The sequence below is a fragment of the Candidatus Phycosocius bacilliformis genome (genome assembly GCF_003112735.1).
GTDB lineage: Bacteria > Pseudomonadota > Alphaproteobacteria > Caulobacterales > Aquidulcibacteraceae > Aquidulcibacter > Aquidulcibacter bacilliformis.
In genome coordinates this window covers 322527-337711 of sequence record NZ_BFBR01000001.1, presented here as the reverse complement: position 1 = coordinate 337711, position 15185 = coordinate 322527, and the positions used below count along the sequence as shown (strand labels likewise).

Below are 15185 nucleotides of genomic sequence, written 5' to 3'. Positions count from 1 at the left end.
GATAGGTCTGTGGTCTGCCTAAACCACCACTTGCGTGCCCAATTCGACCACGCGACCGGACGGGATGTGGAAAAAGTCCGTCGCATTGGTCGCGTTCTTGGACAGGAAAATATACAGATGATCCTGCCACAAGGGCATGCCCGAGGTGCTCGACGCCACGATGGTTCGGTGGCCGAGGAAGAAACTGGTCGACATGATGTCGAACTTCAGTCCCTGTTTACGGCACATAGTCAGCGCCTTGGGTATGTTGGGGCTTTCCATGAAGCCATAATTGACGATGACAATGCGGACATCGGGAATGATTTCCTCAATCTCGATCCGGTCTGAATCTGCCACACGCGGGGTTTCAGCTGTCCGCACACTCAAAATCGCGATTTTTTCATGCAGCACTTTGTTGTGCTTGAGGTTGTGCATCAAAGCAACCGGCGCGAGGTCGGGATCGCTGGTCAGGAAGATGGCTGTGCCGGGCACACGATGGGGCGGGTGCGCCATCAGTGTTTTCAAGAGATCGCGCAAGGGGATGGAATCTCGCCGGGTCTTTTCGGAGAGAATTTGACTGCCTTCCTGCCAAGTCCACATCACCACCACGATGCCCGCGCCCAGAACCAGCGGGAACCAGGCCCCGTGCGGAATTTTGAGCATTTGCGAGCCCAGGAATACGATGTCGAGGGCTGCAATCGGCAACAACAGCAGGCCTGCTTGAAGACCATTCCATTTCCACAAGCGGGTCACCACGGGCACCGCCAGCAACGTGTCCATGAACATGGCCCCAGTGATCGCAATGCCATAGGCCGAGGTCAGATTGGCGGAGGATTGGAAAGTGAATAGCAGCACCAGCACACCAATCATCAAATAGGTGTTGACCTGGGGTACGTAGATTTGCCCAGCCTGTGTCTCGCTCGTGCGGCGGATCTGCATGCGCGGCAGCAGGCCCAATTGAACGGCTTGCTGGGTCATGGAGAAGGCACCCGTGATGACAGCTTGGCTGGCAATTACGGCAGCCATGGTTGCCAGAATGATGACGGGCCAGAAGGCAGCCTCGGGAACCATCATCCAGAATGGGTCTGCCTTGGCAGCTGGATTGGCCAAGACGAAGGCGCCTTGACCCAGATAATTGAGCGCGAGTGCTGGAAAAACAAGGAAGAACCAAGCCGCCCTGATAGGGTTCCGCCCGAAATGGCCCATGTCGGCATAAAGGGCTTCGGCCCCAGTTACGGCCAGAAAGATCGACCCCAGAATGACCAAGGCGACAAGGCCATTTTCCATCAAAAAGCGAAGCGCATAGATTGGATTAAAGGCAAGCCAGACGCGAGGATCGTCCGCGATGTGATAGATCCCGAGGCCAGCCAGCGTCAAAAACCAAATCGCGGTGATAGGGCCAAACCACGCGGCAATTTTGTGGGTGCCTTTAGACTGGACGAGGAACAGACCGATCAGGATCGCTGCGGAGATCGGCAGAATATAGGGCGTGAAGAAATTACCGACACCGGGGGCGATTTTCAGGCCTTCAATCGCGCCCAAGACCGAAATTGCCGGGGTAATGATGCCGTCACCGTAGAAAAAGGCCGCCCCCATGACGCCGCAGAAAAACACCCATGGTGACTTACGGCCTAAGGCGCGCTGGGCCAGGGCCATCAGCGCCAAGGTCCCGCCTTCGCCCTTATTGTCGGCCCGCATCAGGAAGACGACATATTTTAGCGTCACAATCAGGAACAAGGCCCACAGAACCAGTGACACCACACCCAAGACTGCGGTTTCGAGATTGCCCGATCCTTTGGCGTGGGCCAAAGCCTCGCGCATGGCATAAAATGGACTGGTTCCGATGTCGCCGAAGACGACACCAACCGAGCCCAAAGCTAGAAGGAAGAAACCGCGGGCGGAATTTTCACCATGACCATGGCTGCCGCCGGGGGCGCCACTGGCTGGATCGGTAAAGCCCTTGGAAGGCTCCTCGTCCGCTGACACTTGTGTAGGCGATGCCATCTTGGCTCCCCGAACGCAGCTCACGGCGTGGCCGGCAGCTGCCTGTATACGCTTGTAGGGGGCGGGCAATACGCCTTTTATGGGGCGGCTTCAATGGCTAAGCACAATGAGAGGGCCTCCTCCACGTGCTTGTGATGGGCATGACCCGGTCTGGACGGGCGCATCGGCCACAGCTATCTGTGCCGGACATCACGACTATGATCCGAGGAGCACCCCGATGGCACGTCGACTTTGCTTGGTTACAGGAGCGTCTGCCGGTATCGGCCAAGCTATCGCCCGCATTTATGCCGAGCGCGGCTATGACCTCGCGCTGACCGCCCGCCGCGCTGATCGCCTGGAAGCCTTTGCCGCTGAACTCAAGCAAACCTGGGGTGCAGAAAGCATAACAATCGCGGCAGACTTGGCCGATCGGTCCGCGCCAGAAATGATCATCCGCACGCTGGAAGAAGCTGGCAGGCCTGTCGATGCCTTGATCAATAATGCTGGCTATGGGTTGCAAGGCAATTATTTGAGCTCGAGCTGGGCCGATCATGCTGCTTTCATGCAAGTTTTGGTCGAGGCCCCGTTAGAGCTGACCCATCGCGTCCTGCCGGGTATGCAAACCCGACGGTTCGGACGGATCATGAATGTTGCTTCGCTTGCCGGTCATGTCCCGCCAACGGCAGGTGCCACACTTTATGGGGCTGCAAAGGCGTTTCTGGTGCGCTTCAGTCAGGCGCTCAATCAGGAAAATGCTGAAACCGGCGTTCACGTCAGTGCCTTATGTCCAGGTTTCACATATTCGGAATTCCATGATGTCAATGGCATGCGTGACCAGATGGCCTCCATGCCGTCATGGCTTTGGCAAGATGCCAAGACAGTCGCCCAGATCGGCTATGACGCCCTAGAAGCCAATCAGGCTGTGGTTGTCACAGGCGGGGTCAATAAGACGATCGCCGCTCTCTGCAAACTCCTGCCCGATACGTTGGCCTTGCGTCTGATGTCGTCCCAGACCCGTAAATTCCGCCGCGCCGACTGAGGCCTTACTCACCGAATTGTCAGTGACAGCCACAGGGTTTGGGCGGTGGCGGGCGGTGCGGTCGATTAGGCGGGACCAAGGGAGTTGGGCTGCGTTCGCGCACGCCGGAAAAGCGGGTGCCGCCACCAACAAACGCATATCCACCAGCACCATATGTGTAGCTGGTCTGCGTATTATACCCAACACCATTATTGATCGCTCCCATAAAGAAGCTGGTCGGCAATTGCACATCACCTGATTGGCAGCAGGCAACAGACACAAAGCCTCTGTCTCCCGATGGGGGCAGGATAATGCCGGCAGCGGCCAATCGTCGAACATCCACCTGGTCGGCATTGTTCTGATGCGTGCAGGTCATCGGACCACCTGGTTGATGGCCCAAACATGTGATGGTGACCGTTTGGCCTGACTGCCCGGCTTGCTGCAAAGTGCCAGATGTTGCTGGCCCAGACTGGATGAACACGGGGGCAGATTGAGGCTGAACAGGCTGCGCCTCTGGCTTACCCGTCATCTCACCAGCAAAAACCGGCGTAGCGGCCATCAAGGCCAAAAGCGAAACGATCCCCACAAGTCTGGTCATTCTGACCCCCGTTTTTCGCCGACACCTGATGTGCGGTCTTTCCTGTCTGAGAAAAGGTTAACGGAGCTCGACCAAGCCATCAAGTCGGTGCCCGTGAGGGGGGAAATCGTCAAAAATCATACGCGATTCCCTTGCGTTCCCAGTCACCAAACCGGGTTGGCTCTGCCCCACTGGGTCCATTTACCTCCCGTGCTGCCTCGGCTGCCTTAACAGATTCAGCCCGTCTTTGTGCCGCTTCAGCCAAAGCCCGGCCAGCCGGCGTGGTTAAGTCAAAATCGTGGCTCTCACGCAGTGGTGAAGCGTTTGGCGTGGCAGGTGTGCTTTTTTCGCGCATAATGTTGATTACATATAGGCGTGCACGGACAGGAGTCGAGTTTGCAATGAACACCACCAAGACCTTCATGCTGCTGGCAGCCATGACCGCTTTGTTCATGGGGATCGGCTTTTTGATTGGCGGCACGTCGGGCATGGCGATTGCCTTTGTTGTGGCCGCCGGGATGAATGTGTTCTCTTATTGGAATTCTGACAAAATGGTGTTGAGCGCCTATCGGGCAGTCGAAGTCGGGCCCGATCATCGCGATCCACTGATTGCAACCTATGCGCAGGATGTGCTGGCGATGGCGCAAAAGGCCAATATGCCGCGCCCGCGCATTTATGTGATCCAGAATCCTCAGCCCAATGCCTTTGCAACCGGACGCAATCCCGAAAACGCGGCGGTTGCTGCGACAACTGGCCTTTTGTCCTTGTTGAACCGCCAAGAGATTGCTGGCGTGATGGCGCATGAACTCGCGCACGTTAAAAGCCATGACACATTGACCATGACCGTGGCGGCCACATTGGCTGGGGCCATCGGCATGCTGGCTAATTTTGCAATGTTCTTTGGTGGTGACCGGGAACGGCCAAATCCGATTGCGCTAATTGCCATGATGCTTTTTGCCCCGATGGCAGCTGCCGTCGTGCAAATGGCCATCAGCCGCTCACGCGAATATGAAGCGGATCGGTTGGGAGCCGAGATTGCGGGCGATCCGCAATGGCTCGCCTCGGCTTTGCAGAAAATCCAATCTGGCGCACGTCAAGTTCACAATGAGGATGCCGAACGCAATCTTGCTACCGCCCATATGTTTATCATTAATCCCTTAGCGGGTGGGTTGCGCGACAAGTTGTTCTCAACACATCCGGCAACCGAAAACCGCGTGGCCCAATTGCGCGCCATGGTCGCTGCCGGGGCAAGACCTCATGGCTTGGCGGCCACAGCCCAAGCTGCGCCTGATGAGAATCAGGCTCCTCAAGGTCGTGCTGGGCCGTGGGGACGCCGCAAGGGCCCTTGGGGTTGATTGACACCTTAGGTGCTGCGGTTCTGGTCGGGCATGGACGAATGGCTTGACCGGGATGGTCTAGGCGCGCATGGGCCTGCGACATGTCGCATGATCCTTCTCGCCCCCCACGTTCCCGTCCCCGCCCGTCACATGGCGGTCGCCCAAAAGGCCCTCCAGGGCGCACGGGCAGCCCCAAGGGGGTGGGAAAGGCGCGCCCGCCCCGTACCCCGTTCAATCCTGATCCAGCCCGCTATGCTGCAGTTCGACTGATTGCCCATATTTTGGACGAGCGCTGGACCTTGGAAGAGGCCATGCGCAAAGAGCAAGCCTTTGTAGGCTTGGATGGCCGCGACCGGGGTTTTGCCGCCCATCTGGCATTGGCGACTTTACGCGCCCTTGGTATGATTGATGCTGTGTTGGCAAGTAAGCTTGAGCGACCCCTGCCTGATAGTGCGCACTTTGCCCGCGCGCTCTTGCGAGTCGGCGCAGCGCAATTGATTGAGGGCCTCGCCCCGCCCCATGCCGCCGTGGGTCGGTCGGTAGATCTGGCCAAATTTGACCCTGCCAGTCGGGGCTTTGCCGGGCTGGTCAATGCCATTCTGCGTCGCATCGCAACAGAGCCCATAGAAAGGCCTGCAGATCGATTGCGCGTGCCGGTGCTGTGGTGGAACCGCTGGCGGGCAGCATATGGCGAGGATGCCGCCGACGGGATTGCCGCAAGTTTGGCCCGACAACCGGCTCTCGACCTTTCGGTCAAGGCCGACGCAGAACATCTGGCGGCGAGTCTGGATGCAGAGGTTCTGCCCACTGGAAGTCTGCGCCTCAAAGAAACACCCGGTGACGTGACCAGCCTGCCGCATTGGGCGGATGGGGTCTTTTGGGTACAGGATGCGGCCGCGGCGCTGCCTGCGCGCCTTCTGGGTGTGCGGCCGGGCCAACGCGTCTTAGACATGTGTGCCGCACCCGGTGGTAAGACAATGCAATTGGCCGCAACCGGGGCCGATGTCACTGCGATGGATGTCGATGCGGCCCGGATCCGGCGCGTGGCTGACAATTTGGCGCGCACCAGCCTGACAGCCCGTCTGCACGTCGCAGACGCACGAACACTGGCCGAGACCTCGGATCGACAAGGCGACTATGATGCCATCCTCTTAGATGCACCGTGTTCGGCGACAGGTACTTTGCGCCGCAACCCGGAGAGCCTCTGGATCAAAACTCCGGCTGATGTCGCCCGTTTTGCAAGCCTACAAAGAGACTTGATGACGGCAGCGATCGCTGCCTTAAAGCCCGGAGGGCGGCTGGTGTATGCGGTCTGCTCGCTAGAGCCAGAGGAAGCTGATCCTGCCGTGGCTCAGGGCTTGGCCGCCGGACTGCGGCTTGTGCCGATTGAGCCGCACGAAGTCCCAAGTCTTGAACACGCAATCACGGCGCAGGGCTGTGTCCGCCTATTGCCAGCTTATTGGGCCGATCGGGGTGGCATGGACGGCTTCTTCATCGCCCGCTTCGAAAAGCCAATGCTGGTAAGTTAGCCGACCCTTCATCCACCTTGCCGATCCATCCCGAAACAGGCCATGTACGACCAATGTCCAAGCTTCTGATCAGTCCATCTATTTTGTCCGCGGACTTCGCCAAATTGGGCGAGGAAGTGGCTGCGATTACGGCAGCGGGTGCGGACCTTATCCACATCGATGTGATGGACGGCCATTTCGTGCCCAATATCACCATTGGCCCGCAAGTGGTGCAAGCCTTGCGACCCCATTCACATCTGCCGTTTGACGTGCATTTGATGATCGCCCCGGCCGATCCTTATCTGAAAGCCTTTGCCGAAGCTGGGGCCGATATCATCTCAATCCATCCTGAGGCCGGCCCGCATTTGCATCGCAGTCTGCAAACAATTCGTGACCTGGGAAAGAAGGCAGGCGTTGTCCTTAATCCATCGACACATGAATCGGTGCTGGATCACGTCATGGATATGGTTGATCTGATCCTGGTGATGAGTATCAATCCGGGTTTTGGAGGGCAAAGTTTCTTGCCCAGCCAATTGGGCAAGATTGCGAAGCTGCGCCGGATGATCGAGGCCAGTGGGCGCGACATCCTTTTAGAAGTCGACGGCGGAGTGAACCCGCAAACTGCGCGCGATTGTTTTGCCGCAGGGGCTGACACTCTGGTCGCGGGGACTGCGGTTTTCAAAGGCGGTCCCAGTCAGTATCATGCCAATATCGCTGCCTTGCGGGCGGCGAAGGACTAGGGGCGCGCGTGCGATGGCACTTGAGGTCGGGGAACAGCAGGCGGTGCGACTGACGGCACGCCTTGGCCCTGAATGGCTGCACCCTTTTGCCTCAGGATGTTTTGCAAGCGATGGAACATTGCTGCCACGTGTCTGGCATCCACTGCCGGATTTTCGCCTGTCGGTTATTGAGGAAGGGTTGGACCTCTTACAAGGTCGTCTGCCGCAGCGCTTGGGAAGTGGCACTTTTGACGCCATTGCAGGCCCTTTTTCGGATCCAAAAGCCGCAAGTCAAGGCTGGATCTTGTCATTTGATTTTTTGCGCGATTTGTCGCCGTCTTATGGGGATTTGCTGCCCATCCTGGAATCTTGGCTTCGTCATTGGTTTCACCGCAGAGCGGAGGACGCGTCAACCGGCTTGAGCCTCTGGCGTGGCACGGCTTCGGGGGCTGGAAGATCAGATGGCGTGGTTTGGCGGGCCCGTCGACTTTTGAATTGGTTGAGCCATTTGTTGCCGATGATGGCAGGCTTTTCCACCCATCTACAGCGCAAGATTGGTGACCAACTTTTGCAGGACTTCGTCCGTCTGGTGGAACCCGAACGCCGTCTGCTTGCCAGCCTTGCCAGCGCCTTCGAGCCTTTGAGCCGTCGGGCATGTTGGACGCGCGCAGTGGGGATATTGGCTGTTGAGAACGCTTCACCTGGCCTGTTGCGCCCCGGCTTGTCGCAAGAGGCTTTGGCCGAGATGAATGATCTGATAGCTGCCGACGGCATGTTTGCCGATGGTTCACCGGTTGGAACATTGTCGGCGGCTGCGGATTTGGCGATGTTGGATCGGTTGGATGCCATCAACCCGATTAACCAGCGGCTGCGCCAAGCTGTGGCAACCCTGCGGCGCAGTGATGGCGCGCTCGTAACCTTCAGCAAACAGCGCGGTTATGGCGGACTGGCTGAATCTGTTCTTGGGCCGACCAATTTGCGCCGTTCGGCCATTCTCAAAACCGGCCATATTGGCATGATGGAGAAGGGTGCGCTTCGGGTTTGGCTGCGCGCGCCGTCTGGCTCAGCCGATACCGGACCCATTTGCGAAGTTGAGGCCCATGGCGTTGAACTCATCACGTCTGGTCCAGAGGCGATTTCTGCGCTGACATTTTCGGGCGCTCAGATGATAACAGAGCCCCAGATCCGGCGGCGCGATGAAACCAGCCAGTCCCAACTTGAAGCCAAGGTCAGCTTTGAGATTGACGGGCAACGCCATAGCTGCATACGCACACTGACACTTTCAGAAGATGGGCAGCGCCTCAGCGGCGAAGATGCGTTGTTTGCAGGGTCCGCCGGCGCAAAGCTCGGTAGTCCAGTCTTGATGTTTGACCTTGGCCTCGGGTGCCAAGCCACCCCGAGCCGTGATGGTGAAAGCTTTCTGATCCGCACGCCGAGCGGCCATGCATGGCGCTTTCGCTGTATCTCTCATCCGGGTGCTTTTCGAATCGAAGACGCATATTCGGGGCAGGCTTTGACACAAATTCGCCGCCTTCGGATGATTTGTGCGCCGCTGGGGAATTCGCTAAAGAAGGATTTGGTCCTGGCTTGGGACCTGCAGCTTGAGGAGCTGATGTGACACGTCATAAACTCAAGATTTTTTCGACGGGTTATCTCGCCGATATTGCTTTGGCAGTATTGAGTTTTTGGCTCGCGCTTTATTTGGCCTATGGCACTGGGATGGAGCCCGCCTCAGTCAAGGGGACTTTGGTGGCGTTGGTAGCCTATGGAACCTCTATGGCTGTCGCGCTGGTGGCTTTTCGTCTCAACCAATTGGTTTGGCGCTGGACTTCCGCCGACGATCTGGTCCGCCTTTCACAGGCGATTGCTGCGGCTGGTATCAGCACAATTGCTGTGTTGTTCTTTGTTGATCCGTCTGTAACCGTTCCGCGAATTTCCCCGGCCTTGGCTGCGGTGGTTACCTTGGTTCTTATGGCTGCAGCCCGTGGCTTGGCGCGGGTGATGTCAGGCGGGGGCTTGCGCGCTTTGTTTCGCACGATTGCGCCGAATGCACCGGCAACCATTCTGGTTGGCCCCACAGATGCCATTACGCAAGCTATCCATACGGCGCGGTTGAACGGTCCTTTGCCAATTCGACCGATTGCCATTGTGTCGACTTTGGGCACACAAGTCGGCAAGATTTTTGCCGGGGCGCGTGTGTTTGGCGGATTGGAAGCTCTTGAGCCGCTCGTCATTGACGCCCTGTCACGCAATTCTGAGCTTAGGATCGCCCTGATTGGCCGAGATCCTGGCCGCAAAGCAGCCCAAGTTGCCCTGCAAGTTTCAGCCCGTCGTGGCGTGGCCCTGATGCGGATCCCCGAAGGCGCAGGCGCGACGCTTGGGGCGGTGCATCCTGCTGATGTGCTGGGCCGGACCCGGCGTGAGCTGGATTTGCGCGGTCCGCGTGGTCTTGTCCGGTTCAAGAAGGTTCTGGTGACGGGGGCTGGCGGCACGATTGGCAGTGAGATTGTGAAGCAGATCGCCGAATTGTCGCCCAGCTGTATCGTCCTGGTCGATTCCTCGGAGAACAATCTGTTTCAGATCTCATCTGAGATCCGGGCGACTTATCCCAGTATCGATCTGGTGGTGCGGCTGTGTGACATCCGCGACGAACCCCGGATTCGTGCGATCTTTGAGAAGTATCGTCCCCATGTTGTGGTGCATGCGGCTGCCAACAAGCATGTGCCGATGATGGAAGATCATTTCTGCGAGGCGCTTGAAGTCAATCTGGGCGGAACCTGCGTGGTCGCAGACGCTGCCATGGCCGTGGATGTGGAATCCTTTGTCTTCATCTCGACCGACAAGGCGGTGAACCCGGTCAATGTCATGGGTGCTGCCAAACGCGTGGCTGAACTTTATGTCCGTGATTGTTCGCGCCGGGCCAAGGGCGCATTCCACTCCGTCCGCTTTGGCAATGTGCTGGGCTCGAGCGGCTCGGTCATGCCAGTCTTTGAACGCCAAATTGCACGTGGCGGGCCTGTCACAATCACCCACTCGGAAATGACGCGCTGGTTCATGACAGTCGAAGAGGCCAGCTCTTTGGTGCTGCAAGCCGCCGCAATCGGCGCGGAAAAACGGGGCGCGATCTCTGGCGGGCAATTTGTTCTGGACATGGGCGAACCTGTTCGTATCATGGAACTCGCCGAAGCCATGATCCGCATGAAGGGTAAGGAGCCCTGGCGGGATATCGCCATCATTGAGACCGGCCTGAGGCCAGGTGAACGCCTGCACGAGGAATTGTTCCACAATTTCGAACGCGTCGAGAATACATCTGTCGAAGGTGTGCTGGTCGCCAGCGACCCGATTGAGCCACCCGATAACCTGCGCATTCTGATCGACCATATTCTTGAGGCCGCGCGCAAGGATAAGGAAACGGCCGCCTTGACTTGGCTTCAACGTGTCTTGCCGGACTTTAAGCCACGTGGCGATGCTGCCGGCCTCAAAGCTGTTGACATTCGCAAGCTTGATTAATGTCGTCCTTGCAGGACGTCGGCGGCCTTCCCGCCCAGAACACGATTGGCTTTGAGTTTGGCTGCAGCGCTCATCTGCTGGGCGAGGTCGCGATTGTGTGCCAGGGTCCGCAGCCAGCGAATGGCTTCATCCAGATTGGGCTCAGCCCAGCGCGCGGTGCGCTGGGTATAGATTTCATCCGGATCATCGAGGGTGACAAGGTTGGCATTGATCAGGGCCACACAATCTGAGTCCATAAAATCGAGGTTGCCGGACCATTTTGTAGCAATCAGTGGCCGACCCGCCAGCATGATTTCTGCTAGATTGAGGCCGAAGCCCTCCGTGCGATGCAGCGAGATATAGACATCGCAGGCAGCGTAAAGGTCGTGCAATTCCTCGATGCCATTGCCCCCGGGCCGCAGGATTATCTGGGGGCCAGCAGCCCTGGCGGCCTCGCGCAGTCGCTTGAGTGAGTCAGGGAAACGGTCTGCGGACAGATAGCGCAGCACAAGCCGCGCGTCTGGCTGATCATGGAAGGCGGCCACAAAGGCTGAGATCGCCCCGATCGCATTCTTACGCGTGAGGCTGGAAGCCAGGGAAAAGCTCTGCAAGGCGACAAAGGCCGTCTCAGAGACCCCGATTGCGGCACGACCGCGAGCCCGCCGCTCAGGCGTCAAGGCAGGTGGGGGTAGGATCGCGGCAGGATGCGGGACCACATGGACTGGGACACTGAAGCGGCGTCGCAAGGCCTGGGCCGAAAACAGGCTCGGGGTCCAGATTTCATGCACAAACCGGCCCGCCAGCCGCCAGAAAAGGGGAACGACCTCTGTCTCCCACACCCAATAGCCGACGATCTTACGATCGCGCAGGACTTCAGGACTGAGTTGCTTGAGGGCGTGGATCGCCACATCGGGATTGAGCACAACTATCAGAACATCGTCGGGTGCGGGCTGGTCTGATTTGATAGTGAGTTTGGGATCAATCGGTGCGCCGATCCACGCAGACGCATCGATCCGCCGGACGATGACGCCTTGATAGCGCAATTCAGCTTCCAGCAGCTTGGCAGCAATCCCATGGCCGATGGGCGACGAAAAACAGCCCAATATTGTCACAGATCGGCCAGTTGTGGGCGGGCAGGGGCCGGCTTTGGGGATGCTTGCCGCCAATAAAGGCTCTGTCAGAAAGCGGATCTGCTTGCCGATCTTGAGACGAGTCGGCAGCGGCAATTGCCGCCATAATTCGCGGAGGCGGTCGATTATGCCCATGCTGCGTGCCACGCTGTCATGTTCGCTACAGTTCCCCACCTTGCCACATCATTCCGCAGCCGATTTTTCATTTCCGGCCGATGCTGACATAGGTAAACCCGTCCTGACGCAGGTCAGCGGGGTTATAGACATTGCGCAAATCAATCATCACGGGCGATGTCATGGCGAGGGCGATGCGTTCAAAGTCGAGCGCCCGAAACTGATCCCATTCTGTCAGAATGACAATGGCGTCGGCCTTCTCGGCGGCTTCATAAGGACCGGCGACCATGGTGATGTCGGACAGTTCTTTTTTGGCTTCTTCCATGCCTTCAGGATCATAGGCACGCACGTTGGCTCCTGCCGCCACCAAGGCTGGAACGATCTCGAGGCTGGGCGCATCGCGCATGTCGTCAGTATTGGGTTTGAAGGTCAGCCCCAAGATGCCAATTGTCTTGCCGGTGACATCGCCCCCGCAAGCTTGAATGATCTTGCCCGCCATCCGTTTCTTGCGTGCATCATTTGAGGCCACAGTCGCCTCGACAATGGTGACAGGGGCGTTTGCTTCCTGCGCGGTGCGGACCAAAGCCAGTGTGTCTTTGGGAAAGCATGACCCGCCATAGCCCGGCCCCGCATTGAGAAATTTCTTGCCAATGCGGTTATCAAGCCCAATACCGCGCGCGACTTCCTGAACATTGGCCCCGACCTGTTCGCACAGATCCGCCATCTCGTTGATATAAGCAATCTTCACCGCCAGAAACGCATTGGCGGCATATTTGATCAGCTCACTGGTACGTCTGTCCGTGAACAATATGGGCGTCTCATTGAGGAAGAGCGGGCGATAAAGCTCGCGCATCAATTGGCGTGCGCGCTCGTCATTCGTTCCAACAACAACCCTGTCAGGGCGCTTGAAGTCGCCGATCGCCGCACCCTCTCGCAAGAACTCGGGGTTGGAGACGACAGAGAAATCACCCCGCGGGTTCACGTCGCGCATGATGGATTCCACCAAATCACCGGTCCCGACGGGCACTGTCGACTTGTTCACCACCACCGTATAGCGTTGCAAGTGTTCGGCAATCTCGCGCGCTGCCTGTTCAACATAGGTCAGATCAGCATGACCATCCCCGCGTCGTGAGGGTGTGCCAACAGCGATGAAAACGGCATCAGCGTCTTGGACAGCTGTGCCCAGATCAGTGGTAAAGGAAAGCCTGCCCGCCTTCACATTTGAGGCAACCAGATCGTCCAGCCCCGGCTCGAAAATCGGCATCATCCCCAGATGCAAGCGCTTAATTTTGGCGGCGTCTTTATCGACACAAATGACCTGATGCCCAAAGTCGGCAAAACAGGCCCCTGAAACAAGACCAACATAACCGGTGCCGACCATTGTGACGCGCATGACTCATATCCTTTATGGAATGCTTCAGAATCGCGGCGGGATCGGCAGGAGAACCGCAGCCCCTCGCTTTGGCCACTTCTTAGGCGAGTGGCTTGAAGAAAATAAGTCACTCGCTGCAAAAGTCCGCGCGTCAGTCTTTGGCCAAAAGCCGCTCTAACATGGCGCGGACATCATCGCCCAACTGCGGGTCCTTCAAGGCGTAACCGACAAAGGCCTCGGCATAGCCAAGCCGCGACCCGCAATCGAAATCGCGGCCAGCAAATTCCACTGCATGGAAAGGCTGATCCTTCATCAAGCGCAACATGGCGTCGGTCAGCTGGATTTCTCCACCAGCACCGCGCTCCTGTGTCTCGAGATAATGGAATATCTGCGGCTGCAGGATGTAGCGGCCGGTGATGCGAAGATTTGACGGTGCCTGATCGCGGGGTGGCTTTTCGACCATGCCCGTAACCGGCATCGACTTGCCTGACTTAGGGCCGTGCGCAATCACGCCATAGCTCGAGACATGATCCATTGGCACCGGGTCGACCGCTATGACATTGCCGCCAACCTCTGCATAGCCTTCAATCATTTGCGCCAGACAAGACGGGCTCGCCTGCACCAGGACGTCCGGCAGCAGGACAGCGAATGGTTCATCACCAATGATGTCACGGGCGCACCACACGGCATGACCCAGACCTAGAGGAGATTGCTGGCGCACAAAGCTCTTGGAGCCGGCCTCAGGCAGCATGTCCTCCAGCATCTTTAGCTGTGTGGTCTTGCCAGCGCGGCGCAAGGAATCTTCTAGTTCATAGGCTCGGTCGAAATAATCCTCGATGGCGTTTTTGTTGCGTCCTGTCACAAAGACAAAATGTTCAATCCCGGCTTCAAGCGCCTCCTCCACCACCCAATGAACCGCAGGACGGTCAAAAACCGGAAGCATTTCCTTCGGCAGCGATTTGGTGGCCGGCAACACACGGGTCCCGAACCCAGCAACAGGCAAGACGGCTTTACGGATCTTCTTCATGATGGCTTTCCTGGAGCAGGCTTTGACGTAGATCGTCATTCAGTGCGGTCTTGAGGCAAAGTCAGGGTTAAGCCAGGACTGGTTAAAATTGTCATGCCAAGGTGTATGTATTGCTGAAAAGTCTGGGCATTAACCTTGAGCCTGCCCGGCCGTTGGTCTAAGAGCGCCGGGCACGTCGAACCTGCTCGACAAGGCCGCGATAGGAAACAGAGATGAAGATTTTTATTGATACAGCAGAAGTATCCGAATTGAAACTCATCGCCGAAACAGGCCTTGTGGACGGAGTAACAACTAATCCTTCTCTGATTGCCAAGTCTGGTCGCAAGATTGCCGACGCCATTGCCGAAATTTGTGCCCTCATTCCCGGCCCAATCAGTGCCGAAGCCGTGGCCAATGACTATGATACCTTGTTGGCTGAAGGACGCTTCCTCGCCAAAATCGCCCCCAATGTTGTGGTTAAGCTGCCCTTGACCCCGGTTGGGCTGAAGGTGTGCAAGACGCTGTCGGATGAAGGCACGCCCGTCAACGTCACCCTGTGTTTCTCGGCGGTGCAGGCATTGTTGGCGGCCAAGGCAGGTGCCACCTATATCTCGCCCTTCATTGGCCGTCTCGATGACAATGGATTCGACGGTATGGAACTGATCCGCGAAATTCGCGTCATTTATGACAATTATGGCTTTGAAACCCAGATTCTTGCAGCCTCTGCCCGCACAGCTAACCATGTGCGCGATGCAGCCTTGGCAGGTGCCGATTGTGCAACTCTGCCGCCAGCGGTCTTCCAAGCGCTTTATAAGCACGTCTTAACCGATCTTGGGTTAGAAGCATTCATGAAGGATTGGGCGAAGACCGGTCAGTCCATCCTGTAGTGGTGCTGTTTGCCGGGTGTGCATGAATGGGGCAGCAACACGCGACGTCGAAGGGTATCGGCCTTG

The 15185-nt window shown here is 57.6% G+C and carries 13 protein-coding genes; 7 read left to right on the top strand and 6 right to left on the bottom strand.

Annotated elements, in window-relative coordinates:
* Window positions 1-18: 18 nt before the first annotated feature.
* Window positions 19-1983, bottom strand: coding sequence for a potassium transporter Kup (locus tag PbB2_RS01695; RefSeq protein ID WP_108983548.1), 1965 nt, complete (start codon window positions 1981-1983; stop codon window positions 19-21).
* A gap of 217 nt (window positions 1984-2200) precedes the next feature.
* Here PbB2_RS01695 and PbB2_RS01690 point away from each other — a divergent pair, with 217 nt between their 5' ends.
* The gene (locus PbB2_RS01690) at window positions 2201-3001 is read left to right on the top strand and encodes an SDR family NAD(P)-dependent oxidoreductase (RefSeq protein ID WP_108983547.1); all 801 of its coding nucleotides are present in this window, start codon (window positions 2201-2203) and stop codon (window positions 2999-3001) included.
* A gap of 19 nt (window positions 3002-3020) precedes the next feature.
* Here PbB2_RS01690 and PbB2_RS01685 read toward each other — a convergent pair whose 3' ends face one another.
* Both PbB2_RS01685 and PbB2_RS01680 read right to left on the bottom strand, forming a co-directional pair.
* On the bottom strand, window positions 3021-3578 hold the full coding sequence (locus PbB2_RS01685) for a hypothetical protein (protein ID WP_108983546.1): 558 nt from the start codon (window positions 3576-3578) through the stop codon (window positions 3021-3023).
* Window positions 3579-3687: 109 nt separating this feature from the next.
* Window positions 3688-3912 (bottom strand): DUF1674 domain-containing protein, encoded by a 225-nt coding sequence (locus PbB2_RS01680; protein ID WP_108983545.1) that lies wholly within the window; start codon window positions 3910-3912, stop codon window positions 3688-3690.
* Window positions 3913-3958: 46 nt separating this feature from the next.
* On the opposite strand from PbB2_RS01680, the gene htpX reads away from it, so the two are divergent.
* From htpX to PbB2_RS01655, 5 genes are all read left to right on the top strand, one after another.
* A complete protein-coding gene (gene htpX, locus PbB2_RS01675; protein WP_108983544.1) occupies window positions 3959-4912 on the top strand; it encodes a zinc metalloprotease HtpX in 954 nt (317 codons plus the stop codon).
* Between the two features lie 83 nt (window positions 4913-4995).
* Window positions 4996-6423 (top strand): RsmB/NOP family class I SAM-dependent RNA methyltransferase, encoded by a 1428-nt coding sequence (locus PbB2_RS01670; protein WP_108983543.1) that lies wholly within the window; start codon window positions 4996-4998, stop codon window positions 6421-6423.
* A 53-nt stretch (window positions 6424-6476) separates the two neighbouring features.
* Entirely contained in the window at window positions 6477-7142 is a 666-nt protein-coding gene (rpe, locus tag PbB2_RS01665) for a ribulose-phosphate 3-epimerase (RefSeq protein WP_108983542.1), read from the top strand.
* 13 nt (window positions 7143-7155) lie between these two features.
* The gene (locus PbB2_RS01660; RefSeq protein WP_192576105.1) at window positions 7156-8739 is read left to right on the top strand and encodes a heparinase II/III family protein; all 1584 of its coding nucleotides are present in this window, start codon (window positions 7156-7158) and stop codon (window positions 8737-8739) included.
* Window positions 8736-10631 carry an SDR family NAD(P)-dependent oxidoreductase gene (locus tag PbB2_RS01655; protein ID WP_108983540.1) on the top strand — a complete coding sequence of 632 codons (1896 nt, stop codon included), beginning with the start codon at window positions 8736-8738 and terminating at the stop codon, window positions 10629-10631. The genes PbB2_RS01660 and PbB2_RS01655 overlap by 4 nt, the downstream gene beginning before the upstream one ends.
* Here PbB2_RS01655 and PbB2_RS01650 read toward each other — a convergent pair.
* The 3 genes from PbB2_RS01650 to galU all read right to left on the bottom strand — a co-directional run bounded on the left by PbB2_RS01650 (window position 10628) and on the right by galU (window position 14253).
* Window positions 10628-11875 (bottom strand): glycosyltransferase, encoded by a 1248-nt coding sequence (locus PbB2_RS01650; protein ID WP_108983539.1) that lies wholly within the window; start codon window positions 11873-11875, stop codon window positions 10628-10630. The genes PbB2_RS01655 and PbB2_RS01650 overlap by 4 nt on opposite strands.
* Window positions 11876-11942: 67 nt before the next feature.
* Window positions 11943-13247 (bottom strand): UDP-glucose dehydrogenase family protein, encoded by a 1305-nt coding sequence (locus tag PbB2_RS01645; RefSeq protein WP_108983538.1) that lies wholly within the window; start codon window positions 13245-13247, stop codon window positions 11943-11945.
* A gap of 130 nt (window positions 13248-13377) precedes the next feature.
* On the bottom strand, window positions 13378-14253 hold the full coding sequence (gene galU, locus PbB2_RS01640; RefSeq protein ID WP_108983868.1) for a UTP--glucose-1-phosphate uridylyltransferase GalU: 876 nt from the start codon (window positions 14251-14253) through the stop codon (window positions 13378-13380).
* Window positions 14254-14465: 212 nt separating this feature from the next.
* Between galU and fsa the strand changes: the two genes are divergently transcribed.
* Window positions 14466-15119: a fructose-6-phosphate aldolase gene (fsa, locus tag PbB2_RS01635; RefSeq protein WP_108983537.1), complete on the top strand. Its 654-nt coding sequence runs from the start codon at window positions 14466-14468 to the stop codon at window positions 15117-15119.
* Window positions 15120-15185 lie beyond the last annotated feature (66 nt).

Bases quoted from the DNA above. Each gene is read 5' to 3' on its own strand.
- PbB2_RS01660 (WP_192576105.1), top strand. From the start codon at position 7,156: ATGGCACTTGAGGTCGGGGAACAGCAGGCGGTGCGACTGACGGCACGC.
- PbB2_RS01670 (WP_108983543.1), top strand. From the start codon at position 4,996: ATGTCGCATGATCCTTCTCGCCCCCCACGTTCCCGTCCCCGCCCGTCA.
- PbB2_RS01650 (WP_108983539.1), bottom strand. From the start codon at position 11,875: ATGGGCATAATCGACCGCCTCCGCGAATTATGGCGGCAATTGCCGCTG.
- PbB2_RS01685 (WP_108983546.1), bottom strand. From the start codon at position 3,578: ATGACCAGACTTGTGGGGATCGTTTCGCTTTTGGCCTTGATGGCCGCT.
- galU (WP_108983868.1), bottom strand. From the start codon at position 14,253: ATGAAGAAGATCCGTAAAGCCGTCTTGCCTGTTGCTGGGTTCGGGACC.
- PbB2_RS01695 (WP_108983548.1), bottom strand. From the start codon at position 1,983: ATGGCATCGCCTACACAAGTGTCAGCGGACGAGGAGCCTTCCAAGGGC.
- fsa (WP_108983537.1), top strand. From the start codon at position 14,466: ATGAAGATTTTTATTGATACAGCAGAAGTATCCGAATTGAAACTCATC.
- PbB2_RS01680 (WP_108983545.1), bottom strand. From the start codon at position 3,912: ATGCGCGAAAAAAGCACACCTGCCACGCCAAACGCTTCACCACTGCGT.
- PbB2_RS01645 (WP_108983538.1), bottom strand. From the start codon at position 13,247: ATGCGCGTCACAATGGTCGGCACCGGTTATGTTGGTCTTGTTTCAGGG.
- htpX (WP_108983544.1), top strand. From the start codon at position 3,959: ATGAACACCACCAAGACCTTCATGCTGCTGGCAGCCATGACCGCTTTG.
- PbB2_RS01690 (WP_108983547.1), top strand. From the start codon at position 2,201: ATGGCACGTCGACTTTGCTTGGTTACAGGAGCGTCTGCCGGTATCGGC.
- rpe (WP_108983542.1), top strand. From the start codon at position 6,477: ATGTCCAAGCTTCTGATCAGTCCATCTATTTTGTCCGCGGACTTCGCC.